The 26768-nt window shown below is 30.5% G+C and carries 20 protein-coding genes; 4 read left to right on the top strand and 16 right to left on the bottom strand.

The features are described from left to right. Window positions 1-47 precede the first annotated feature (47 nt). Both ACI389_RS04605 and ACI389_RS04600 read left to right on the top strand, forming a co-directional pair. A complete protein-coding gene (locus tag ACI389_RS04605) occupies window positions 48-1274 on the top strand; it encodes an FprA family A-type flavoprotein (RefSeq protein ID WP_439780368.1) in 1227 nt (408 codons plus the stop codon). Between the two features lie 12 nt (window positions 1275-1286). Beyond that, window positions 1287-1700: a ferritin-like domain-containing protein gene (locus ACI389_RS04600; protein ID WP_439780367.1), complete on the top strand. Its 414-nt coding sequence runs from the start codon at window positions 1287-1289 to the stop codon at window positions 1698-1700. A gap of 112 nt (window positions 1701-1812) precedes the next feature. Here ACI389_RS04600 and ACI389_RS04595 read toward each other — a convergent pair whose 3' ends face one another. The 5 genes from ACI389_RS04595 to ACI389_RS04575 all read right to left on the bottom strand — a co-directional run bounded on the left by ACI389_RS04595 (window position 1813) and on the right by ACI389_RS04575 (window position 10928). Further along, window positions 1813-2943 carry a site-2 protease family protein gene (locus ACI389_RS04595; RefSeq protein WP_439780366.1) on the bottom strand — a complete coding sequence of 377 codons (1131 nt, stop codon included), beginning with the start codon at window positions 2941-2943 and terminating at the stop codon, window positions 1813-1815. Between the two features lie 16 nt (window positions 2944-2959). Continuing rightward, window positions 2960-4177: a molybdopterin molybdotransferase MoeA gene (locus tag ACI389_RS04590; RefSeq protein WP_439780365.1), complete on the bottom strand. Its 1218-nt coding sequence runs from the start codon at window positions 4175-4177 to the stop codon at window positions 2960-2962. Between the two features lie 22 nt (window positions 4178-4199). Continuing rightward, a complete protein-coding gene (purL, locus tag ACI389_RS04585) occupies window positions 4200-6338 on the bottom strand; it encodes a phosphoribosylformylglycinamidine synthase subunit PurL (protein ID WP_439780364.1) in 2139 nt (712 codons plus the stop codon). A 9-nt stretch (window positions 6339-6347) separates the two neighbouring features. After that, a complete protein-coding gene (gene ileS, locus ACI389_RS04580; RefSeq protein WP_439780363.1) occupies window positions 6348-9584 on the bottom strand; it encodes an isoleucine--tRNA ligase in 3237 nt (1078 codons plus the stop codon). Window positions 9585-9701: 117 nt separating this feature from the next. Continuing rightward, complete coding sequence (locus ACI389_RS04575; RefSeq protein WP_439780362.1) at window positions 9702-10928, bottom strand: methionine adenosyltransferase; 1227 nt, start codon at window positions 10926-10928, stop codon at window positions 9702-9704. 330 nt (window positions 10929-11258) lie between these two features. Between ACI389_RS04575 and ACI389_RS04570 the strand changes: the two genes are divergently transcribed. Both ACI389_RS04570 and ACI389_RS04565 read left to right on the top strand, forming a co-directional pair. Then, the gene (locus tag ACI389_RS04570) at window positions 11259-11921 is read left to right on the top strand and encodes a DsbA family oxidoreductase (protein ID WP_439780361.1); all 663 of its coding nucleotides are present in this window, start codon (window positions 11259-11261) and stop codon (window positions 11919-11921) included. 33 nt (window positions 11922-11954) lie between these two features. Next, window positions 11955-12281 carry a DUF192 domain-containing protein gene (locus tag ACI389_RS04565; protein ID WP_439780360.1) on the top strand — a complete coding sequence of 109 codons (327 nt, stop codon included), beginning with the start codon at window positions 11955-11957 and terminating at the stop codon, window positions 12279-12281. On the opposite strand, the gene ACI389_RS04560 is transcribed toward ACI389_RS04565, so the two are convergent. The 11 genes from ACI389_RS04560 to ACI389_RS04510 all read right to left on the bottom strand — a co-directional run bounded on the left by ACI389_RS04560 (window position 12267) and on the right by ACI389_RS04510 (window position 26768). Beyond that, window positions 12267-12959 (bottom strand): dihydromethanopterin reductase (acceptor), encoded by a 693-nt coding sequence (locus ACI389_RS04560; protein ID WP_439780359.1) that lies wholly within the window; start codon window positions 12957-12959, stop codon window positions 12267-12269. The two genes, ACI389_RS04565 and ACI389_RS04560, sit on opposite strands and share 15 nt — an antisense overlap. Before the next feature lie 6 nt (window positions 12960-12965). Beyond that, window positions 12966-14234 (bottom strand): serine hydroxymethyltransferase, encoded by a 1269-nt coding sequence (gene glyA / locus ACI389_RS04555; RefSeq protein WP_439780358.1) that lies wholly within the window; start codon window positions 14232-14234, stop codon window positions 12966-12968. Between the two features lie 164 nt (window positions 14235-14398). Then, window positions 14399-16390, bottom strand: coding sequence for a 4Fe-4S binding protein (locus tag ACI389_RS04550; protein ID WP_439780357.1), 1992 nt, complete (start codon window positions 16388-16390; stop codon window positions 14399-14401). A gap of 302 nt (window positions 16391-16692) precedes the next feature. Beyond that, entirely contained in the window at window positions 16693-17598 is a 906-nt protein-coding gene (locus ACI389_RS04545) for an AEC family transporter (RefSeq protein ID WP_439780356.1), read from the bottom strand. Window positions 17599-17706: 108 nt separating this feature from the next. Continuing rightward, complete coding sequence (radA, locus tag ACI389_RS04540; RefSeq protein ID WP_439780355.1) at window positions 17707-18642, bottom strand: DNA repair and recombination protein RadA; 936 nt, start codon at window positions 18640-18642, stop codon at window positions 17707-17709. 22 nt (window positions 18643-18664) lie between these two features. After that, on the bottom strand, window positions 18665-21286 hold the full coding sequence (locus ACI389_RS04535; RefSeq protein WP_439780354.1) for an OB-fold nucleic acid binding domain-containing protein: 2622 nt from the start codon (window positions 21284-21286) through the stop codon (window positions 18665-18667). A 155-nt stretch (window positions 21287-21441) separates the two neighbouring features. Next, the gene (locus ACI389_RS04530) at window positions 21442-22845 is read right to left on the bottom strand and encodes an undecaprenyl-phosphate glucose phosphotransferase (protein ID WP_439780353.1); all 1404 of its coding nucleotides are present in this window, start codon (window positions 22843-22845) and stop codon (window positions 21442-21444) included. 49 nt (window positions 22846-22894) lie between these two features. Then, window positions 22895-23752 (bottom strand): glycosyltransferase family 2 protein, encoded by an 858-nt coding sequence (locus ACI389_RS04525; protein ID WP_439780352.1) that lies wholly within the window; start codon window positions 23750-23752, stop codon window positions 22895-22897. Window positions 23753-23756: 4 nt separating this feature from the next. Next, entirely contained in the window at window positions 23757-24716 is a 960-nt protein-coding gene (locus ACI389_RS04520; RefSeq protein WP_439780351.1) for a glycosyltransferase family 2 protein, read from the bottom strand. A 1-nt stretch (window position 24717) separates the two neighbouring features. After that, a complete protein-coding gene (locus ACI389_RS04515; RefSeq protein WP_439780350.1) occupies window positions 24718-25677 on the bottom strand; it encodes a glycosyltransferase family 2 protein in 960 nt (319 codons plus the stop codon). Window positions 25678-25688: 11 nt separating this feature from the next. Further along, the gene (locus tag ACI389_RS04510; RefSeq protein WP_439780349.1) at window positions 25689-26768 is read right to left on the bottom strand and encodes a CDP-glycerol glycerophosphotransferase family protein; all 1080 of its coding nucleotides are present in this window, start codon (window positions 26766-26768) and stop codon (window positions 25689-25691) included.

Genomic DNA, 26768 nt, shown 5'->3' with positions numbered 1-26768 from the left:
ATATCCATGATATAATTATGGATTATTATAAACTAGGAGAATAAAAAATGAAAGCTAATGCTCAAAAAATAGCTGATGGAGTATACTGGATTGGTGTACTCGATTGGGATTTAAGAACCTACCATGGATACACATTAGATGGAACTACTTACAATGCATATATTGTATTTGGAAAAGATGAAGTAGCAATTATTGATAATGCTTACCCTGGAAAAACCAAAGAAATGATGGCACGTATCGATGACGCTTTCGCACAAGAAGGAAGAGATGTTAAAGTTGACTACATCATCCAAAACCACGTTGAAAAAGATCATTCTGGGGTTTTAGTAGACTTACATAAAAGATTCCCAGAAGCACCTATCTATTGTACCAAAATTGCAGTTGATGGCCTTTTAAAACATTACCCAGCACTTGAAGGTGCGGAATTCATTACTGTAGGAACTGGTGACTCATTAGATGTTGGTGGAAGAACCTTAGCATTCTTAGATGCATTCTTATTACACTGGCCAGACAGCATGTTCACTTTACTCGCTGATGAAACTGGTATTTTATTCCCTAACGATGCATTTGGTCAACATTTATGCTTCACCAAAAGATTCTCTGATGAAATTCCGGAAAATATTTTAATGGATGCAGCACAAAAATTTTATGCGAACTTAATTACACCACTTTCAAAATTAGTACTTAAAAAATTAAATGAAGTTGTTGAATTAGGTTTACTAGATTCTATTAAAATGATTGCACCATCTCATGGTCAAATATGGACTGACCCAATGCAAGTAATTGGAGCTTACCAAAACTGGGCTACTGGTGTATGTGAAGATAAAATTACTATCATTTACGATACCATGCACTACTCAACCCAACAAATGGCTCATGAAATTGCTGAAGGTGCAATGTCCGAAGGTTATGATGTAGAAATATTCTTCTTACACGAAGATGAAAGATCCGAAATAGTCAAAAGTATCTTGACCAGTAAAGGAATTGCACTTGGTGATCCTACCATTAATGATGTACCTTACCCAAGTGTTGGAGACATCATGTACTACTTGAAAGGACTTTTATTCAATAGAACTGGTATTGAAAGAAAAGCTGTTACTTTCGGTTCAATGGGTGGAAAAGGAGGAGCTCCTGCAAAACTCGCTGAAGAATTAGGTACCTGTGGATTTGATGTTGTAGACACTCAAGAAATTTATTTTGTACCAACCGCAGACGAAGATAACGCAAGCTATGATTTAGGTGTAAAATTAGCTAAAGCATGTAAAGAATTATAAATGGTGATTTAAATGGTTAAATATGAACATAGTATTGGAATTACAAAAGGAACCCCTGTTGAAAAATATGTTGCTGGAAACTTTGAAGGTGAAACTAACGAAGTAGGTATTTACTTAGCAATGTCTAGACAAGCTTCTAGAGAAGGTTATGGGGAATTAGCTGAAGTATTTAAAAGATTAGCATGGGAAGAAGCTGAACATGCTGCAAGATTCTGTGAAATGAATGGAATCATTAAAGACACCCTCAAAGAAAACATCGAATGGATGATGGGTGGAGAAAAAATGGCAAATGCAGAAAAAAGAGAAGCTTCTGAAAAAGCTGAAGAAGCAGGTATTGAAACTGCTGCTGATTTCTTCAGAGAAAGTTCCAAAGACGAAGGTCGTCACTACAAAATCTTAGAAGGAATCTTATCCAGATATTTCTAAAAATAAAATCGAAAGAATTATCTAATTCTTTCTTTTCCTATTTTTTTAAAAAAAAACGGAATAATATAAGAGATTAATCTCTTAAATCACTCTAATCATATTATACTTATTTTTATAAAAAACCAACACAAATATTAAATATAATTATTATTGCCATGACCGCTGACAATGCATTTACAAATCGCTTTACCCCTTGCTCTTCAAATTTATAGGTCAGCAATGTTTCAAGCATATGTCCACCATCTAATGGCTTGAGTGGAAGTAGATTAAACAACCCAATTCCAATGTTTAAAATAAACACCCAATTAAATAATTCTAAAAGATTAAATAAAACCCATGGTAGAGACCCTAAACTATCATTTAATAGCTCATAATGTTTAGTAGCTTGAATTCCAAAAAATCCTAGTGATTCATTATTTGGATTTTTATCTAACACAAGTGAATAGCTACCTTGATCTGTCTGAACCGTAACATTATCTCCTGGCTTAAAAGATTTTACAATGTTAACATATGACTCAGTATCATTTATCTTATAATCATCAATAGCCTGTAAAACCATACCCTCTTTTAATATTCCCTCACTAGGAGAATCCGAAACTACTCTATCTATTGCTATACCATCTTCTTCAAAATAATGTGGGATACCCATAGATATTAAAGATACTAAAAGTATTGCAATAAGTGCCAGTGTAATATTAGCAATTGATCCTGCAGCATAAACTCTTAATTTCGATGCTTTTTTAGAATTCTTTAAACTTTTTTCATCAGGCTCAACAAATGCACCTGGAAGAAAAATAAATAATAAAAGACCAATTGATTTTATTGGAATTTTTTCACAAACTGATTGTATACCATGAGAAAATTCATGAACTATCAATACAGTTGCAAGAGCAATTAAACCATATACAAAAGGAACATAAAATGTAGATCCTGGAATTTCAACACCTGGAACTGCAATTGAAACAGCCGGTGTGTCAAAAACTGATGGCAATGATGAAATTAATGTTCCAGTTATAAAAATCATAGCACCAAATGCCACAATAATACCAACATTCATGTACCATCTCCAGAATGTTGGAGAAAAATTAGAGATTTTAGATATTAGTCCTCTAAACCTTTGAGTTTTCCACATTATTACTGGAAAATTTAACTCAACACCTCGATTAGATAATTTCTCATGAAATATTGCGACTAATACCCAGATGATAACAAAAGCTATCAAATAATAATAAATGCCATTCATTAAATACACCTTTGAGTTACCAAAGTAATGAATTAAAGAACACTACATTAACTATATCATTCTTTTGATACCCTTCATCATTTTCGTCAATTATGATATAGCTATTCGCCTCAACCATTGACCTAATAATACCAGAACCCCTATTTAACACATGTTTTGCATGTTCATCATCAGCAACCGCACGTATGAAATCTGTTCTACCAAGTTGAGAAGGAATTTTAAGTTCAGATATTCTTTTTTCAACATGAAAATCAAAAAACCTTCCTTGCATTTCAAATAAGTATTTTCTTACAATCATGTCAAATTGACTCATAGATGCTACAGGTTGTCCTGAAAGTGTAAATATCATTTTTTCATTAATTACACCTGCACCTACTGGCTTACCTGGTCTTACAGCAACACCATGGAATAATATATCTCCAATGTCATCTACTACATCTAAAACAACATCTCCTTTACTTATTGCTGTTCCTCCAGTTGTTATGATAACATCATATTCCTCAGAAGCTTTTAAAATAGCCTCCTTTACTTCTTCAAATGTGTCACCAGCATGTGCAATTTCAGCAACAGCACCTGAATCTTCAACCATTGCTTTTATAGTGAATTTATTTGAATTAATAATTTTAGCTTTATCAATTTCTTCTTTTGTAGGTTCTACTAATTCATTACCTGTGATAATAATTTTAACTTTAGGTTTTTTGAAGACTTTAACAGTATCATAACCTGCAGAAGCTATCAAACCCATTTCCTGATATCTTATAAAAGTATTTTTATCCAATACTTTTTGGCCTTTTTCTATATCTTCAGATTTTGGACTTACATTTTCACCAGGAGTTACTTGGGAATAAATTGTTAAATCATCACCATCAGTAGTAGTATACTCTTTCATTAAAACAGCATTCGCTCCATCAGGAATTGGAGCACCAGTAGCAATAACTATAGCCTCATTATCACCAATTGTTTTAGATGAGAAATCTCCAGCCCCAATTGCATCAATGATTTTAAATTTCTTAGGAGCAGATTGAGATGCACCAAAAGTATTTTCAGCAATTACTGCAAATCCATCCATTGCAGATTTATCAAATGGAGGAGAATCATGAAATGCCATGATATCTTCTGCTAAAACTCTTTTATGAGCATCAGCTATAGGAATTTCTTCAGTTTCTGTGTATTTTTGATTATCATCAACTAATTTAATAGCTTTTTTTAAAGATTCTAATTTAGATAAAAACATATTAAACTCCCCCCCGTGTTATTTAAGCCATATATTGTTCAATAACACCATGATATGCATCATCTAAATCTTCAAATTTAAATTCATGATTATTGATAAATAATGAAGTACCTTTTACTTCCCCAATAACTTTTACTTCAACATCAATTTGAGATAAAATATCTTCTAAAGCATCAGCTTTTACGGTTAAAATATATCTAGCATGACTTTCAGAGAAAAGCATTTGGATTTTATCTAAGTTATCTTCTTCTAAAGTCACATCACATCCAAGTCCGGATTTGATAACCATTTCAGATAAAGCTACTGCAAGTCCACCAGCAGATACGTCATGCACAGCAGTGATATTTTTATCCTTATCATTGCTGATTAAATCTAAAACTGTTTTACCGTTAGCAACTTCTTCTTCAATTCTGACTTTTGGAGCTATTCCTTTTTCAATATTATGGATAGTCCTGTGATATTCAGATCCAGATAATTCATCATAGGTTTTACCTATTAAGATAATTTTATCTCCTTCATTTTTGAAGTCTAATGTTCTTATATTTTCAATATCCTCTACACCAATTACTCCTACAGCAGGAGTTGGATTAATTTTAACTCCTTCAGTTTCATTATAGAAACTTACATTTCCACTAATTACAGGTGCATCGAAATTTTCAGCTACTAAACTCATTCCTTCAATAGCTGTTTTGAATTGCCATAAAATTTCTGGAGTTTCTGGATTTCCAAAGTTTAGACAGTCTACAACAGCATATGGAGTTGCACCCATTGAAATAACATTTCTAATAGCTTCTGCAACACAACCTGCAGCTCCATCAAATGGAGATAATTTAGTGTGAATTGTATTTGAATCTGTGGTGAGTGCAATTGCTGTGTTTTCATCAATTCTTAAAACTGCTGCATCATCACCAGGTTTTACAACAGTTCTTACTTGAACTTCATGATCATATTGTTTATAAACCCACTCTTTTGAAGCTATATTCGGACTAGATAATAATTTAGAGAATGATTCGTAAATTGGAGGATCTTTAACAATTATTTCATCTGTATCCTCTGGAATCTCTGCAATAGGTCTGTCAATTGAAGGTGGATCTGCTAAGAGAATAGTTGGTAAATTAGCAATTGTTTCCCCTTCATCTGAAATAACCATATTATTTCCTTCAATTACTTCACCAATAACTGCTGAAGATATTTCATGTTTATCACATATTTGACAAGCAAGTTCCACATCATTAGGATTGATAACAAATACCATCCTTTCTTGTGATTCAGAAAGCATGATTTCATATGGAGTCATACCAGTTTCTCTTAATGGAATAGAACGTAAATCTACTAATGCTCCATTACTTGATGAATCTACAAGTTCAGATATACAACAGGTGAGACCTCCACCACCTAAATCTTTTACACCACTAACATTTATTTTTTCTAGAATTTCTAATGAAGCTTCTAAAACTCTTTTTTTAGTAAATGGATCAGCTACTTGTACAGCTGGTCTATCTTCAGTTTCAGAATCAGAAGTAAGTTCTTCAGATGCAAATGTTACACCATGAATTCCATCACGACCAGTTGTTCCTCCCATTAAAAGGAATACATCCCCAATATTAGGTGCTTGAGCACGAACGATTTTATCTTTTTCAACAAGTCCTACACACATTACATTTACAAGAGGATTTGTCCTAAAAGATTCATCAAATTCAATTTCACCAGCAACAGTTGGAATTCCTACACGATTTCCATAGTCAGATATTCCTTTAACAACATGTTCAAATAGATATCTTGATTTATCATCTTCTAATGGTCCAAATCTAAGTGAATCTAAAAGTGCAATTGGCATTGCTCCCATAGATATGATATCTCTTAAAATACCTCCAATTCCGGTACCTGCACCTCCATAAGGTTCAATAGCTGAAGGATGGTTGTGAGATTCCATTCCTACTGCTAACGCATATTTATCAGTTACAGATACAAGTCCTGCATCATCACCTGGACCCAAGATAATATTTTTTCCTTCAGTTGGGAAAGCCCTTAAAAATGGTCTGCTACTTTTGTAAGAACAATGTTCTGAAAACATTACATCAAGCATTCCTTCTTCCAGTTCGTTCATTTCCCTACCAAGAATTTCTTCAATATATTCAATTTCAGAGTCAGCTAAAGTCATGTTAAACACCTAATTTTTAATTGAAATAATTACTTTTTCTCCTTCAATATCCCATTCTTTGGTATACTCTTTAGAATCTTTACTACATTCTTCACTAGTGTATATAATTAAACTTTTAGCTCTAACTTCATGAGAAATAACCTCAGATTGCGGTACGATTAAATCTTTAAATTCATCTGAAGTTTCAACACCAACATTAATGTTTGCTTCAACATCTAAATCTAAATCCTTCCTCATATCTTGAATCCTTCTTATTAATTCACGAGCCATAGCTTCTTGTTTAATTTCTAAGGTAACATTAGTATTTACAAAGACATTTCCACCTTCAAATTCTGATGAAACAAAATCATCTGGAAGTTCTGAGTCGAATAATACATCATCTTTTGATAACTCATGACCTTCAATAGTGATACTTCCATTTGCTTCAATTTCAGCTTTTATTTGATTACCATCAGATTCTTTTAATACTTTCATTACCTTACCCATATCTCCTTTAAGTCTAGGACCTAAATTTTTAAGGTTAGGTTTAGCATTAAATGATAATTTTTCGAATTCACTAGCACAAAGCACATCTTTTGTATTTGATTGATCTTTAATAATATCTGTTAACTCTTCAATAGCATTTAAAACCTTTTCATCTTGAGATACAACAGTAATATCTGAAACTGGCCATCTAAGTTTGTATTGTGCGATATCACGAGCTCTGATAGATGCATCAATTACATCACGAACAACATCCATTTTTGCTTCAAGTTCCACATCAATTGCCTCTTCATCATATCCCCAATCGTTCATGTGAATACTTTCATGTGCATCAGGATTAACTCCTTTTACAAGATTTTCATAAATCTCTTCAGATACATGAGGTGCAATTGGACATAATACTGAAATTAATTTTACAAGTGCAGTGTATAAACTATAATAAGCACCTAATTTATCAGGATCATCACTTTCAACCCAAGTTCTTCCACGAATAAGTCTCACATACCAGCGACTTAAATCTTCCAAGATGAAGTTATTAATTTTTCTTGTTGCATTATGGAAGAATAATTTATCTAAATCTTCAGATACTTCTTTAACTAAAGTATTTGCTTTAGAAATAATCCATTTATCCTCAGACCTTAAAATAATATCATTTTCACTTAAATCCATTGGATTAAATTCATCTAATGACATGTAAGTGGTTGAGAATACATAAACATTCCATAAAATGTTAAACATTTTATTAATGTTTAAAAGTTCATCCCAAACGAATTTTAAATCATCCCATGGTTTTGAAGCCCATAATAAGTAAAATCTTAAAACATCCGCACCATATTTTTCAATTACTTCTTCTGGAGCTACTACATTGCCTAATGATTTAGACATTTTATTTCCATTTTCATCTAATACAAATCCATGCATCAATACTTTTTGATATGGAACTTTACCCATAGAAATCACTCCAGTACCCAATTGTGAATAGAACCATCCTCTAGTTTGATCGTGACCTTCAGTAATAAAGTCATAAGGATACCATTCGTTGAATTTTTCTTTTTCTTCAGGGTAATAAAGTGAAGCCCATCCAGCTACTCCTGAGTCAATCCATACATCTAATACATCAGGAATTCTTTTAATAGTCTTTCCACATTTGTCACATTTTACTTCAACTTCATCAACATACGGCCTGTGGATAAGTTCAGCATCAGAAACATCTATTTCAGTTAATGATTCTTCTTTTAATTCCCTAAGAGAACCTATTACTTTTAATTCACCACAATCAGGACATTCCCATATAGGAATTGGAATACCCCAATATCTTTGTCTTGAAATTGTCCAATCACGAGCATTATCTACCCAATCATAGAACCTTCCTTCTCCAGCCCATTTAGGTACCCATTCAACATTGCCAATTTCATCTAACATTTTCTGTTTAATGTCAGTTACTTTTAAAAACCATTGTTTGGTAGCACGATAAATAATAGGAGTTTTACATCTCCAACATACACCATACCTGTGTTCAATGGTTTCAGACCTATACATTAATCCTTTGTCTTCTAAATCCTTGATAATTTGGGAATTTTCATCTTTAGTAAATTTAGAAGCATATTTTCCAGCATCTTCACTAAAACATCCATCTTCCTCAACAGGACAGAAAATAGGAATATCATTAACTTGACCTACTTCAAAATCGTCTGGACCGTGTCCTGGTGCAGTATGTACTAATCCAGTACCTTCACCAAGTTCTACATGATCTCCAGATAAAACAGTGTGAACAGGTTCGATTTTATCAAATTCAGCATGTTTTGGAACTTCATCAGCTAAAATATAATCATAGCTCATTCCAATTAATTCCTCACCCTTAACTGTTTTAACAACTTCGTACATAACTTCTTTTTCTTCGATGATTTGATCTTCCTCATCTTCAGATTCAGCAGGGATTTTAGTTCTATGAATTTTAACCTGTTTACCTAATACTTCTTCCATTAAGTTTTCAGCTAAAATGTAAATTTCACCATCTTTTAAAACATAAACATAATCAAACTCTGGATTTGCACAAATTGCCATGTTTGCTGGTAAAGTCCATGGAGTAGTTGTCCAAACAAGGAAATATGTATTTTCTTCCCCTTTTACTGGGAATTTAATGTAAATAGATGGGTCAACTTTTTCCTCATATTCAATTTCAGCAGCTGCAAGTGCAGTTCCACAATGAGGACACCAACTGATTACTCTTTGGTCATTTATAAGTAAATTCTGCTCATTTGCTTTTTTAAGAGTCCACCAAGAAGATTCCATATATTTAGGATCAAGTGTCATATATGGATCATCCCAATCCATCCAAACACCTAATTGGTCAAATTCATGTTCCATAGCTATTTTATTTTCAATTGCGAATTCTCTACATTTATCAACAAAAGTAGCTATTCCAATATCCTCTTCAATTTCTTGTTTACTTTGAATTCCCATTAAATGTTCTACTTTATTTTCAATAGGAAGACCATGCATATCCCATCCAGCTTGTCTTCTTAAGCTAAATCCATTCATTGATTTGAATCTAAGATATGAATCTTTAATAACTTTGTTCCAAGCAGTGCCTAAGTGAATTTTACCACTACAATAAGGTGGTCCATCTAAAAATGAGTATCTTGGTCCCTGTTCTCTAAGTTCATTGACTTTTTTGAAAGTTTCATTCTGCTTCCAGAATTTTTGTACTTTCTTTTCTATTTTATCATGATTGTATGATTTTTCTGCCTCTTGTATTGGCATTGTAACTCCTCAAAAATTAAAATTAATATGTGTAAATAAAAAAAAATAAATAATCTCTTTAAAAGAGATTTAAAATCAAATAAATTGACATGCCGATAATAAATAAATAGTTAATCTCTAGAAAGTTCTAGCTTTTCCTTCAATAACTAATTTAGTAACATCCCTAATATTATCTAAGTTCCTGTTAATTACAACATTAATTTCATCTTCTACATCTTCCAATTTAATACCATCTTCAAGGATAACTTGAATAGATGCAGTAGGTTCATTAATTGGGGAACCGATTTGAGTTAAAAGCATAATATGCATTTGTTTAATACCATCAACTTCATTAACAGCATCATTAGCCATTTTATTTGCTAAAACATTGTAAATTTTACCAACATGGTTAACAGGATTTTTACCAGAAGTTGCTTCCATGGACATTGGTCTGCATGGAGTAATTAATCCGTTTGCTCTGTTTCCTCTTCCTACAGAACCATCATCTCCCATTTCAGCAGAAGTACCTGTTACAGTTAAGTAATAACCAGATTTATCTTCAATATCATCATTATCTCCAGTATTTACATCAACTTGAACATTCCTTGATGTATATTTATGTGCAAGCTCTTCAACAATAGATTTTAAGCTTTCACGAACTTCAATATATTCTTCTTTATTTTTAAGATATTTTGAAACCATTGCACAAGCAATGGTTAAAGTAATTTCATCCCCTTCTCTTAATCCCATTACTTTAATATCTTGACCAACAGCCGGGTGTTCTACTTTGAATTCTTTGGAATTTAATAATTCTTCAGTTGCTAAAACCAATTGTTCAACTTCAGATAAAGGAGCAAAACCTACACCAAAGGAAGTATCATTTGATTTAGGAATAGCTTCAGGGCTTCTATCAAATACGTTCACTAAATCTCCAGAACCGTGACCGATTTTACATTCAACAACTGTGTCTAATTCAACATCTAAGTTAATAATTGTTTCTCTTAAAAAGTCTTTAGCAGCTTTAATTGCTACTCTTTCAAGTGGGAATTTAATAATTTTTCCATCTTTTTCAAATTCAGAAACTCCCCTACCAGTTAATAAAATATCAATTGGTTTTCTGATAATTCCACCTTCCCAATCAGGCTCAGAATCACCAGCAGTAATTTGAACTTCGTCAGTATTGTGGTGTAAAATAAATCCTTCACCTAATTCCTCTTGATACATTTCACATAAAGCGTTAGACACTGATTGAGCAATTCCATCACTGATACTGTCAGGGTGACCTATTCCTTTTCTTTCTACAATTTCAATTTCCAAATCTTCAATATATGTTTGGTCTAATTCTTTTACTACAATATTTCTCATATTATCATCACACATATCAATTAATTTATAATATATATCTTTTTGTTTTAGATAATAAATAAAGGTTATGGAAATAACATTAAAAACAAAATTTAGAAAGGAATTCTTGATTAATTTAAATTGAAAAATGAAGAAGTATTCTAATAAAAGCACATTTAAAATTGATAATTTTAATCGTGATTTGCGTTAGAATGAAGTACCTTAATTTTGAAATTAAATTTAAAATTATGATATAAAGTAATTACTAATATAAAAAATTTGATATAAAATAACAATCATAGAAGTTTACAGAAACCAGATAAATTTATTGAATTATAAGGATGATAAAAAATGATAATAGAATATTTAAGTGATTTTAACTGCCCTTATTCATACATTGGACTGAACCGTATCAAGAACATATGTAATGAGCTCAATTTAGATGTTAAATGGGAAATGAAATCCTTCGAACTAGAACCTGGATTAAGTAATATTCCAGTAAGTAGCGTAGAGAGATATGCAATTAGAAATGAATTATCCATCAAAGATAGTGAAAAAGAAATTGAAGAACTAGAAAAAATTGCTCAAAATGAAGGATTGAACATGAACTACAAAGATATTCAACTTACAAGTTCAAAAGATGCCCATAGAATTGTTAAATATTTAGAACGTTATTATCCTGAAGTAACTCAAGAATTTATCCTAAAAACCTTCGAATCTAATTTTATTAAAAATGAGAATATTGCAGACCACAACACATTAATAAAAATCACATCTTCATGTGGATTAAATAAAAGTGAAATTGAAGAATTTCTAAACAAGGAAACCTACTCTATTGAAGTTGATCTTGACATGGACGAAGCTATTTCAAATGGAATAAGTACAACCCCATATTATTTCATAAATTACGATGGTGAAAGATTAATGATTCCTGGAGTCTTTGAAAAAGAAGCTTTCAAAATTGCATTTGAAGAGTTAATTAGTGGTGAAATAAAAAAGAAAACATTCCTCTAAATTTATATATAACCATTAAGATAAATTACTTTGATGATTTTAAAAAAAACACCACAAAATACATTAAAAATCAAAATAGCCTATGCAAATACATTTTACAAACGTTTTAAAGGATTGATGCTAAAAAAAGATTTTGATGAAGGACCAATATTTACAAATCTCAAAGATTCAAGCATTCATACTATTTTCATGAGATTTGAAATAGATGTCTATTTTTTTGATGAAAATAAGGTAATTTATGAAAAAACCAGTTTGAAACCTTGGAAATTTTATAGACCAAAAAAACAAGCTAAATTTATATTAGAAACAAAAAAAGATAAGTTAAAATTGAAAATAGGAGATTGCTTAGATTTTATCTAAGATTTCTTCCGGATTTTCAAATATCTTGATATTATCAATACTACTTAATTTACGAGTATTTTCAATATCAATATCTCTCATATAGATTGTTATGATTTTACCTTCAGAAATTGCATCATATGGGCATGAATTTCTGCATAAACCACATCCAATACATTTTGTCAAATTAATTTCTTCATGGGGGATTATTGCACCCTGTTCACACACAAGAGCCGCAACACAATCATCACATGACTGACATTTAGACAATTCTATTTTAGATGGAAGAACTGTATCGATTGGACCTGGATGAATATCAACAGGTACCATATACACTGGAACAGCACCTTTTCCAGACTGAGCAACAGCATTGGTCACTAAAGTATCTGCAATCCCACAAACAATTTTTGAAACTGTATTTGCTGTAGCTGGTGAAACGATTAATAAATCATACTTTCCAAGAGAAAGACGACCTGTTATTGGATACGAAAATTTTTGATTGGAATCAGTTGCAAGTTCCCGGTATTTTCCACCAGTTAAACGTTCAACCCTTTCATAAAGACCATACATTTTAAGGACTTCTTCAGCAGCCCCAGACAAGAATATGGTAACTTCATGATCTTTTGCGAGTTTTTCAGCTACTTGTACTGATTCTCTGAGTAAATGACCCGCTCCAGTAAATGCAAATCCTATTCTCATTTTAATCTATAATTTGTGATATTGATAAGCTTCCCTATCAGAGAATGAATAATCAAGTTTAGTATATTGATTCATGAATTCAGCTACTTCATCAGCAATGTTTTCTTTATCAACTGCAACACGTTTAATGAATTCTGCAACTTCATCCATTTCTTTTTCTTTTAACCCTCTTCTAGTAATCTCTTGAGTACCTATTCTAATACCTGATGGATCATCTGAATTATCTCTGTTATCTCCAGGTAAGAGGTTTTTATTTAAAACAACATTATTATCAGCTAATTCACGAGCAATATCAGATGCAGATCTAATGTTAGATAAGTCTACTGCAATTTGGTGAGATTGAGTAAATCCTTGTTCTTCACATAATACATCGAAACCTCTTTCATACATTGCTTGACCTAATGCTTGAGCGTTTTTAATGATTTGTTTTGCGTAATCTTTACCAAATTCTAACATTTCAGTAGTTGCAATACCTAAACCAAGTAAATGATGTAAATGATGGTTACTTACAACACCTGGGAATACAGCCTCATCAATAATTTCTGCATTTTCTTCATGTGAGAGAATAATTCCTCCTTGTGGACCAGGGAATGTTTTGTGGGTACTTCCCATCATTAAGTCTGCTCCTTCTTTAAGAGGTTGTTGGAATTGTCCTCCAGCAATTAAACCTAATACGTGAGCTCCATCGTACATAATTTTTGCACCAACTTCATCAGCTGCATCACGTGCTTCTTTAATTGGGTGAGGGAATAAGAATAAACTTCCACCGAATAAGATAATTTGTGGTTTTTCTTCAAGGATTTTTTTGTTCATTGCATCAATATCGATGTTCATAATATCCTTATCTAATGGATGGAAAACAGTTTTTAATCCACGAATACCTGCTGCACTTACATCAGCATGAGATATGTGACCTCCAGAAGGTACTTCTAATGCCATTACTTTTTCACCAGGTTTAGTAAATCCAAAGAATGCTGCAAGGTTTGCAGTTACTCCAGAAACTGGTTGAACATTAGCATAATCACAGTCGTATAATTTACAAGAAAGTTTTTTAGTCTTATCTTCAATTAAATCAACATATTGACATCCTTCATAGAACCTTTCAAATGCTTGTCCTTCAGCATATCTGTGAGCAAAATCAGTAGCTAATGCTTCGGTTACTTCTACACTAGTAACATTTTCAGAAGCAATGAGGTTAACACTATTTCTCATATATTCAGTATGTTCTTTTGCAATTTTTTCAAAATTTAAAATTTCATCATGATAATTAGTCATTTACTACACCTAATATCCAATTAAATATTTATGATTTAATTTTTGTTTATCTTATAATATAAGATTTATGAAAAAATAGGAAAGTTATAAAAGTATAATAAAAAATTCTTAAAAATTAGTTTAAAAAAAAATAAAAAAAAGAAATAGAGATAGAATCTCTAAATCTATTTACCTAAGTCTTCAAGAGCAGCACTGATTTGTGCCATAATTTGCTCGGTTTTGAAGTGTTGTTGGTTCATTGCACCAGATGGACATGCACCTACACAAGTACCACATCCTTTACATAATGCGGAGTTAATTTGTGCAAATTCTTTTCCACCTACACCGGTTGCGATAGTAATTGCAGCATATGGACATAATTCAACACATACTTGGCAAGCACCACAAATAGCTTCATCGTTAGCTGCAATGATAGGTTCGATTTCTACTTCACCTTGTGCCATTGGAATAGCTGCTCTGGATGCTGCAGCTGAACCTTGTGCAACAGAGTCAGGAATATCTTTAGGACCTTGTGCTACACCAGCAATGTAAACACCATCAGTTAAGGTGTCAACAGGTCTGAGTTTAGGGTGAGCTTCCATGTAGAATCCATCTGCAGATTTTGAAACACCTAAGGTTTGTCTGAGTTCGTCAGATCCTGCAGAGTGTTCAAGACCTACGCTTAATACAACTAAATCGTAAGTGTATTCAGTTACTTTACCAAGTAAAGTATCTTCTGCTCTGATAGTTAAGGTTAAGTCATCATTTTCGAAGATTTGAGCTGGTTTACCTCTAATAAATTCAATTCCGTATTTTTCTTGGGAAGTTTTATAGAACTCTTCATATCCTTTACCGAATGCACGAATATCCATGTAGTAACAGGTAACTTCAGTATCAGGTTCGTGATCAATACATAATTGAGCGTTTTTCATGGAGTACATACAACATACTCTGGAACAGTAAGGTTTACCAATTGTTTCATCTCTTGAACCTACACAGTGGATGAATGCAACACGTTTAGGTTCGATACCATCGGAAGGTTTGATTACGTGACCACCAGTAGGACCAGATGCGTTAATCATCCTTTCAATTTCCATAGCGGTAATAACGTTAGTGTAACGTCCGTATCCGTATTGGTAAATTCCAGATGGGTCGAATGGGTCGTAACCGATAGCTGCGATGATAGTACCAACTTCTAATTCAATTTCAGTAGCTTCTTGGTTGTGGTCGATTGCTTCAGGTCCACAAACTTGAGTACATAACATACATTCAATACAATAATCTTTGTCAATAGTTGCACATAATGGTACAGCTTGAGGGAATGGGATGTATGCAGCTTTTACCATACCTACACCTTCATCGTAGTAGTTAGGTATTTCGATAGGACAAGCATCTACACAAGATCCACATCCAGTACAGAGATCTTCATCTACATATCTAGCTTTTTTCTCTACTTTTACAGTGAAGTTTCCGATGTATCCGTCTACTTCTTTAACTTCTGCATAGGAAATTAATTCGATGTTTTCGTGTTTTGCACAGTCTACCATTTTAGGTGCTAAGATACACATTGAACAGTCAAGAGTAGGGAAAGTTTTATCTAATTGTCCCATTCTTCCACCAATGGTTGGGTTTCTTTCTACCATGTAGGTTTTGAATCCCATATCACCTAAATCTAATGCAGTTTGGATACCACATACTCCACCACCAATAACTAATGCTTTGTTATCTACTGCTACTTTAGTAGCTTCTAATGGTTCGAGTAATCTTGCTTTTGCAACAGCCATACGTACTAAATCTTTAGCTTTTGCAGTAGCTGCTTCAGGTTCGTCCATGTGTACCCAAGAGTCTTGTTCTCTTAAGTTAGCAAATTCAAATAAAAATTTGTTTAATCCAGCTTCTTCTACACATCTACGGAAAGTAGGTTCGTGAAGACGAGGAGAACATGCTGCAACAACAATTCTGTTTAAGTTTTTCTCTTTAATGTCTTCTTGAATCATAGCTTGACCTGGGTCAGAACACATGTATTTGTAGTCAGTAGCATAAACTACATTTGGTAATGAACTAGCATATTCTGCAACATCAGGACAGTCTACAACTCCACCAACGTTTACACCACAGTGACAGACGTAAACTCCAATCCTTAATTCTTCGTTATTATCTCTTTTTTCTTCTGCCATATAATTCACCTTGTACAAGTCGTGAAAAATATCTAATATATATAAAAAATTGCAATTTTTTAAAAATAGACTATAAAAATTTTACATAGTATTAGATATATTTAATGTAGTAAATACACACTTATAAACATTTCTATAAATTACTTGGAGTAAACTTTATATATGATAAAATAATGTAGATGAAACAAACATAGTATTTTATAAATAACAAGTTTAAAATTATATTTAAATTAAATAAAGGCAAAATATAGATAATTTAAAAAAATAAAAAAAATATAGTTAAGAAAAAATTCATTTTTTAACTACAATAATGAAATAATAATAGGTAGTGTAATCAAAGAGATTACAGTGTTAATCAATATGCAATCCGATGTTAGTTCATAATCCAAATCATAAGTAATTGCAAGTAACAATGATAACATTCCAGAAGGCATTGCTGCTTCAATAATTGAAACAGTGTATTGTAAATCAACTAAACCCAATTTAATTACAAGTATAAATGCAACTAGTGGGAAAAATGCTAATTTCATGATTGAAGTAAAAATAATCATAGATTTACTTCTAGATAAAGCTGAAAAATCAATAGATAATCCTAAAGTAATCATGATTAAAGGAATTGCTCCTTGACCTAAATAATTTATAGTGTATTCAAAAACATCCGCAATATGAATATGTAATAAATTAAAAATTAATCCTAAAACAACAGCCCATAAAGGTGGGAAAAGTGCAATTTTTTTAATAGCTACTTTAATTGTTCCTCCAAATCTTAGAATTAAAATAAAAGACAACAATAAAAATATACATAATGTTGCCATATCACAAAATATTGCTCTCAAAAAACCAGCTTGTCCATAAATACCCAAATTAACAGGATAACCCATAAAAGCAGTATTAGCAATCATAACTGTGACTAATACACTCCATATCTTTTTATCATCAAAATGTAATCTTTTTAAAATGAAATATGAAATGATTCCTGTGATTATTGATGAAATCAGAATAATAAATGGCAATATACTCAATTCTGGAAGTGATGATAAATCTGCATTATAAATTGCATTAAATATCATACAAGGCATTAAAACATACATTACTATTTTATTAAACGGATCCATATCTTTCTTAGATAAAAAGTCAATTCTCTTAAGAAAATAACCTAATCCAATCATTATAATAATTGAGAAAATAGTAATAGCTATTGCATCCATAACAAATAATTAAATTTAATTGTATTTAAAATTAATGAAAAATAAAATAAATAGGGAAAAAATGAAAAAAATTTAAAAAAAGTAAAAAATAATAATATTTATTAACAATTAACTAACAATACCTTCGCTAGTAATTTTAAATACACATTCACCTTCAGGCAAATGAGGTGAATCAACTAAACGTGCAATTCTTTTTCCAGCTAATCCTTTTTTAAGCCAAATCCTGTAAGTAGATGCATGCCCTAAAACGTGACCACCAATAGCTTTTGTTGGACTTCCAAAGAATGAATCTGGTTTAGCTTGAACTTGATTTGTAATAAATACAGCAACATTATAAGTATTAGCAATTTGTTGAAGTGAATGTAAATGTTGGTTTAATTTTTGTTGTCTTACAGCTAAAGACTCCCTTCCAACATATTCTGCTCTGAAATGTGCCATTAATGAATCAACAATGACTAATTTAACATTGTTACCTTTTTGAATTAAATCATTAATCTTATCAACCATTAAAATTTGATGAGAAGAATTGAATGCACGAGCAACATGAATCTTGCTTAAAACTTCTTCAACATCTAATTCAAAACCTTCTGCAATTTGCCTAACTCTTTCTGGACGGAAAGTATTTTCAGTATCGACAAATACACATTCACCATCAAGACCACCTAATTCTTCAGGTAATTGAACAGTTACAGACAATTCATGAGAAATTTGGCTTTTACCAGATCCAAATTCACCAAATACTTCAGTAATAGATTGAGTTTCTATTCCACCCCCAATTAAATCATTAAATTCTTGACTACCAACAGTAATATGGCCAACATCTTTTCTTCTTTCATCAACTTCCAATGCAGTTTCGAAATCAATGTTTTCAGATCTACGTGCTGCTTCAATAACTTTCTCAGCAACACCTTCACCAATTTCTGCTTTTACAGATAATTCTTTTGCAGTAGCAGTTGCTAATCTCATCATGTCAGCAAATCCTGCATCTTTTAATTTTTCTGCAGTTTTTTCTCCAACACCTGGTAAATCATTTAATTCAACCATAACTCTCATTCCTTTTGTTTATTTAAATATATTTTGATAAAATTTTCTTAGGATTTAACCTATTTTCTTCACTATACTCATCGAAACTAACATTAGCTATAATTTCAATAGTTTGACCATTTAAATCTTCAAGTTTATCTTCAATTCCATAACCATCTTCAACAATACTGACAATTTCATCTTTAGTATTACCAATTAATTCCTCAGCTAAGTTATCAAAGAAGGTAACTTTAATTGAACCAGTATCATCTTCAATTCTCAAAGGAACCATAAGGAGGTAGTTAGGTTCATCAAATAAATGACCACAATTGTCACAAATATATTCATCTTCATTTTCCTCTACACCCCTTCCACATGCAGGACATCTTTTACGAATAACCCTATCTGATTCAACATCACTAATCACACCAGTTACACAAACATTAACATCATCTTCTGTTAATGCTTCAATAGGTTTAGGAACATATATTGCTTCCATCAATTCTTCTTGAGTTGGTAATCTTTCTATTTCGCGTTCACTAGGTTCTAAAATTGTTGTACCTCTATTTACAATAGCTTCAATACGATTATCCCTATCTAAATCAAACCGCGGATTTTGTAATTTGATTGGTTGACCCATCTCAAACTCTCTTTTTGCATCATCATTCCATAAAACAATCCTCATAGAACCAGTTTCATCTGCAATTTCAATATTTCTAACAGACCCTGTATCACCATTGTCTCTTTCAAAGGTATGAATATCATTTAATTCAATTACTCTACCGATAATGATAACATCTTGATCATCTTCATCGATTTCATCAATTTTTTTGTAATCATATAATGCTTTTTCTAATGTAGATAATTCTGGAATAAATCTTGCAGAAGCTTCTTCCTCAGATAATTTAATAAGACGAGCTCCACTACCAATATTTAAATCTACACTATACATTCCCATCCTAGTTCTTGCATTTTCAATTTGATATGCATCACCAACAGTATATTCTTCTTCAGCACGTTCATTCCATAATGATAAATTAACTTTACCAGATTCATCAGCAAAAATTATTGAACGTACAATACCAACACTCCCATCATCTCTCTGGAATTCATTAACATCATTTACTGAAAGAATCCTACCTATTACATCAATTTCAATACCATCATCATCAATTTCGTAAATTTCCCCAATTGGTGTTGGCCTTAATTCATTTCTTAATGCATTTAATTCATCTAATTCTTCAGCAGATAAATTTTCAGGATTAATAGTAATTTGAGTGTTAAAGTTAGTATTCATTGAATATTGGCTTTGAGTATATTCATCATATCTCACGTTTCCACCAATGACTTTGATGATATCTCCTTTATTTATTGGTTTAGCAGTATCATCTCCCCATAAAGTTACTCTTATCTCACCAGTAACATCTCTAACATCAAAATTCCTTAATCTTCCTTCAGCACCATCCGTTTTTCTTATAAATGTTTTAACATCTTGGAGTCTTGAAACAATACCTTTAATAGAAACATCTTGTGCTTCAGATACATCCCCAATAGGTGTGAACTCTTGTTTAACTTCAGGAACATCGAAATCACCTTTAATGATTCTTCCATCCCAATGAGTCAAGGAGATTTCACTTTCACCATCTCTGTTAATTCTTTCACGAGCTTGAGCTTGAATAATTTTGACAGAATCACCATCTTCAAGACCTAAATCATTGATAAGTTCAACATTTTTATTCCATAATGTGTAAGTAATTTTACCAGAATAATCTTGTAGTTCAATAGAAGCAACATTACCTTCTTTACCATTCTTTTCATAAGTTCTAATTGCTGGAATTCTAATAATTCTTGCAATTATATTAACTTTAGTTTCTGGTTTAATATCTGCAATGTCAGTAATTTCTTCCTTATATTCTGGGAATTTTGAAGGATTATCTTCTAAATGAACAATGATAGATCTTGGTCTTAGGTTAGCTTCAAGTCCTGAATATCCTTCTTTAATATCCACACCTTTAATTTGAATAATATCCCCTTCATTAACACTATTGAGAAGTTTAATATTTTGAGTCCAGAAAACAGTCTTAATAGAGCCAGTATTATCCTTTAACTCAACATTGCACACTTTACCACTTTGTCCTTTACGTGTTTTAAATGATCTTGGATTAGAAATAGAAATTACCCTACCGGAAACATTTACATCCTTACTATTTTTTTCAAGATCACTAATTGTCTTATCGGAAAACTCTGGTGATTCAGAAATAGTTTCGACTTCTTCAGTGATAAATTCCCCAACTACCATGTCTGCAAATGTAACATCATTCATAAATGAAGCATGCTCATTATTTTCTTTATGAACTTTCATTTTAGCTAAAAATTCTTCTTCAGAGAGTTTATCCTTAACTTTATTATATCTTTCTAAAATTTCTTCGTTCATAATAATTCCCTTTTCATTAGACTCTAAAGATAATTGCTCAGCATATTCTTTTTTTTGAGCAATTGTTTCTACGATTCCATGATTTTGTAAAACCATACGTGCAATATCTAAATCATCGAAAAAGTTTATATCTGCATTATTTTCACGAATTTCAGCCATTTCAGCTTCAAATTCATCTTCTGAAAGTTGATCTTTAATCTTTTCGTATAATTCTAAAATTTCTTCTTGCATACCAAACCCTCATTGAAAGTTAATTATTAGTTTGTAATTAGAATGTATATAAATTATTAGAGAGAGCATTTGAAATGTAATCCATATAATTAAAATTAAAAAAAATTATTAATATATATTTCTTAAATGTGACTATATTAAAATATGAAAACCAGTTAATATGCATTAGGATTTTTCTTTAATGCTGTTTTAATCATTATTGCTAAATCTAAACCCATGTGCCAATTCTCTACATATTCAATATCATATTCTATACGTTTTTTAATAGAAGTATCTCCGCGACAACCATGAATTTGAGCCCAACCAGTTAATCCTGGTTTAACTTGATGTTTAACCATATATTTTGGAACCTTTTCTTTAAATTGATCAACAAAATATGGTCTTTCAGGTCTAGGCCCCACAACACTCATATCCCCTTTTAATACATTGAAAAATTGAGGCAATTCATCAATACTAGTTCTCCTTATAAAATTACCAACTTTAGTTTTTCTTGGATCATCTTTTGTTGTCCATTCAGATTTTTCTTCAGTAGGGTCTTGAACTTTCATACTACGGAATTTATACATCATAAATGGTTTACTATTGTATCCTATTCTCTCTTGTTTAAATATAATAGGTCCTGGAGAAGATAATTTAATTGCTATTGCAGTAAGTATCATAATCGGAGATGTAATAATAATAGCAATTATGGAAATAATATAATCTGAGAAATATTTCAAAAATTTATTAAATTCATCATCTAACGGAACATACCTTATATTGATAATAGGTATATCCTCAATCATGTCTACAGAAGGCTGAGCAGGGAAGTATCTAATATAATCTGGAATAATCTCTGCTTTAATCCCAACTCTTTCACAACTTTCAACCAAATCATTAATTTTATAATAATATTCTAAAGGGATAGCTAAAACAACTCTATCAAATCTATTTTTATCGAGAATCATATCAATATCTGAAAATGAACCAATAACACTACTTCCTTCTATTTCACGACCTATATGACTTGAACGCCCTAAAAAACCACTTACAGCAAAACCCAAATATGGATTTTCACGAATTTTACGTGCAAAATTAAATGCCAAATCATTATCTCCAACAATGAGAATATGCTTAATATTCCTATTATTAATACGCATTTTCCTCAAAATAGATCTAATAGTAAATCTTTCAATAATTCCAAAGAATGCACCAATAATAGCTAATAAAATTAACATTATTCTTGAGAAATCAGGCTGATTTATAATAAATAAAATTGAGACTAATAATATAAATGCCAATACATTTACTTTAATAAGCTGTGTTGCTTCTGAAAAAATATTTTTATAAGTTCTACGTGGTTTGTAAAGACCAAATGCGAAATACAGAATTAAATAAACGGGCATAACAGCAAAAGTAAAAAATAAAAGATAACTAAAAAAGCCCAAATGCCCTCCTATTGGCCCAAATAGAGTAGTTTTGAATCTTAACCATACAGAACATAAAAGAGCTAGCCCAATGACTATAATATCAATTAAAACTAATGTAAAATTTAATAATTTTTGGTTCTCTTTAATCATGTAACTACTCCAAGATTATTATTAAGTATATTTTGAAATTAATAATTATTTAATCTTTCTTTTTAAATAAATTTAAAAATAATTTTAAAACACATAGGATAGTTATTCCAAGATAAACAACCAAATTTACTGCAAAAAAAGAGTCATTAGCATGATGTTTTTTATAATAAATATACATTGCACGATAAAACTCATAAATTAACTTAGATTTCTGTTTCTTACTACTAGCACCTTTTAAATGAGTGAGTTTAGACTGACCATAATAAATAATCTTCCAACCTGCTTTTTTAATTCTAAAACAAAGGTCAATATCTTCACCATACATGAAAAATGTCTCATCTAATAAACCAACTTCTTTTAATGTATCAGATCTCATGAACATGAATGCTCCTGTTAAACAATCAATTTCATAAATCTCATCATCAGGGAGATTATCCAAATTATAATCATTATCATCACTATTGCTTGGAATATGGAATAATCTAAAAAATGAATTTTTAACATTAGGGAAACTTCTTTTACATGCCTTATCCAGTTCTCCATTTTCTAAAAGAACTCTACATCCACAAGCTCCAACATCAGTATGTTTTTCCATGTACTCATAAATATTTTCCAATGTATTTTTCCAAACAATTGTATCCGAATTTAAAAGAAGAACATATTTGCCCTGTGCAACTCTTAAAGCTTGATTATTTCCAGCTGCAAAACCCTCATTATCTTTTGATGCAATAAAATATACTTCATCACCAAAATATTCCTTTAAACGAGATAAACTATCATCTTTAGAAGCATTATCAACAACTAAAACCTCATAGTCAAAAGAATACTTATTTTCAAATATAGAGTTGATAGTGTTTTTTGTTAGCTCAAATGTTTGATAATTTACAATTACAACTGACAGGTCCATACAATCATCTTTTTAAAAATTTAATTGTGTTTATTATTAATTTGAATTCCATTTTAAAATAATTTTTTGTATTCTTTGATTTGAATTTAACTTTATCGATTTTACTTCTTGTGGATAATCCTTCACGAATACCTTCCAAATATGTAGATCCAAATCCTTTTTTACAAAAAAATAGATATTTAATTAAAAAACCTAAAAATAAGAAAATAAAATTTATAATTTTTAAAGGAATAGGAAAATTTTTATAAACTACCCATACATTATTACGTGCAGCTAATTTTACTTTAAATTCATTATATCTACTTCCAGAGGTTGCACTACCAATATGATAAACAATAGCCTCTGGACATAACAAGTTCCTATAACCATTAATTTTAGATCTGATTGCTAAATCTACATCTTCCATATATGCAAAAAAATTATCATCAAACAGCCCAATTTCATCCAAAATTGTTTTATTATACATTGCTGCTCCTGCACAACTTGAAAATATCTCTTTTACTTGAACATATTCACTAGATTCGTGATTTTCACCTACTTTTTTAGTCCAAGCAAGCAAGTTATATTCATCTCCAACATCATCAATTAAATTTTTATTATTATATTGAAGCATTTTAGCTTGAACTGAAAAAATATCATCACTAGAAGTAATTGTATCTATTAATGATTTAATTGAACCTTTTTTAATTTCAGTATCATTATTAATTGAAAAAACAAAATTGTTTTGAGCTTTTTTAATTCCTTGGTTAACAGCTGGAGAAAATCCAACATTTTCTTTGTTTTCTATCAATACTATAGGAAAATTAAAACTATTATTTCTAATATAATCTAAACTACCATCAGTAGAACCATTGTCTACAATAATAACTTCATCAATATATTGGCTATCTTCACTAAGGGATTTTAAAAACGTTTTTAGAAATTTTTCCCCATTATAATTTGGTGTTACAACTGAAACTTTCATATTAATCAATTGAATTTTTAAATTTTTTCCATATTTTATAATAAATTTTTGGACTTAATAAAAATAATTTTATTTTAAATTTAAATTTAGAATTTCCCTCAAATTTAGATAATTTTGTGAATAAATCTAAATGGTGCATTTTTGAAATTACTTCATCAAAATCATAATTATTGTAGAAAAAATAATTCATATTACCAAATATAGCTTTTGGAATTCTAGATGTAATTATTAAATTAGCTAAATCACCTTTTCCTTGATTTTGATAGTACTTAGATAAGTTCTCAAAAATATCTACAATCTCAAAACGTCTAAACTCAGATGTCCTAATTGCAGATTGGCCATGTTGAATATAGTAATAAGTTACTTCATTACTTATAGACATTTTATCACCAAAACTTAATGCTTTAAGTGCAAATTCTGTATCTTCACCATAAACAAGATTAGGAGTAAATTTAATATTATTTTCTTTTATAATACTTGCTTTATACATTAATTGACAGAAATTAAACGGTATCTCCATATTTAATTCCATTTTAATAAAATCATTGCATGAAATTGAACTTTCTGAAAAACTATAAGGAATTGATAACTTATCATCATCCTTTTTAACCAATTGTATTAAACTAAAGTCAGTTTCACCATTATATAATTCTGATAAATGATTTTTAGTAATGAAATCATCAGCATCAACAAAAACCAAATAATCTCCATTAGCTTTCTCAATTCCACGATTTCTAGCTTGGCTTACACCTGCATTATCTTGATGAATAATCTCATAAGACCTTGTTGAAGAGGATAACTTATCTTTGACAATTTTTAAACTATTATCAGTTGACCCATCATCAATAACAATTATTTCAAAATCATCAAAATCTTGATTAATTATTGAATCTAGTGTATCCCCTATATATTCACAATTATTATAAACTGGAACAATAACACTGACTTTAATATTATCCATTATACCCACCATTATTTTAACAGAAAATCAACAACTCTTTTAGATGAATTACCATCAATTACATCAAATTGAATTTTAAGGAATTCAGAAATTTTACTTTTATCAAATTTATTATTTTTAATTACCTCAACTAATTCTTGTGAGTTATAAACAATTGTCCCAGGTACTGTTTTTTTAAAATCATAATAAAAACCACGTTCATTAGATAAATAATTATCCAAATCATATGTAAAAAATACTACTGGTTTATTTAATGCTACATATTCAATCATTATGGATGAATAATCAGTTATTAATAAATCACTCATGAGCATTAATTCCTGTTCATTTTCATAATCACTTACATCGATATACTGCCCATTAGCAGAAATATTACCTTTATAAAAATCCTTAATCTTTGGATGGAGTCTTAAAGCTAAAATATAATCATTACCTAAATTTTCATTGAATTCTTCTAAATCAAGATAATCAAATATATTATTATATTTTTCCTCGTTTCTAAATGTTGGAGCATAGAGAATTATTTTTTTATTTGATGAAATACCATTTCTTTTAAGAAATTCTGATTTTAAAGCATCAACATCATGATTTTCAAAATAATAATCCATACGAGGAAGACCCAATGATTTAATTTTATTAAATGCTATTTGGAAAGCTTCAGAGTAATAATCTTTAATATTTTCTGATGTGACAATCAAATAATCCGTATTTTTAGAAATTTTTTCAAGAATTGCTCTACTTTTAATATCAACAGAACCACCAAATTTCTTAGAAGCACCAGGAGCATGCCATAATTGAACAACCATACTCTCAGGATTAAATTCCATAAAAGCTAATGGAAAGAAATTATCATTTAAAAATATAAACTTAGAACTAGACAATTTTCTAAAACTATCTATAGAAAATTTATCCTTGTAAAAATAATGAAATTCAAAGTTTCCCCTATTTTCAAATTCTTTTTGAATATAACTTAAATTGCCTTTAAACGACTCTTTTGAATCAATTATAAAGGAAACTCTGTTTTTTTTAATATTGGTGTTTTTAAATAACTTAAATAAAACACCATATATTTTATGCTTTAAATAATTCAT

This window comes from Methanobrevibacter sp. (assembly GCF_051877095.1).
GTDB lineage: Archaea > Methanobacteriota > Methanobacteria > Methanobacteriales > Methanobacteriaceae > Methanocatella.
Note: the sequence above shows the minus strand (reverse complement) of the source record. Positions and strands in the feature narration are given on the sequence as shown.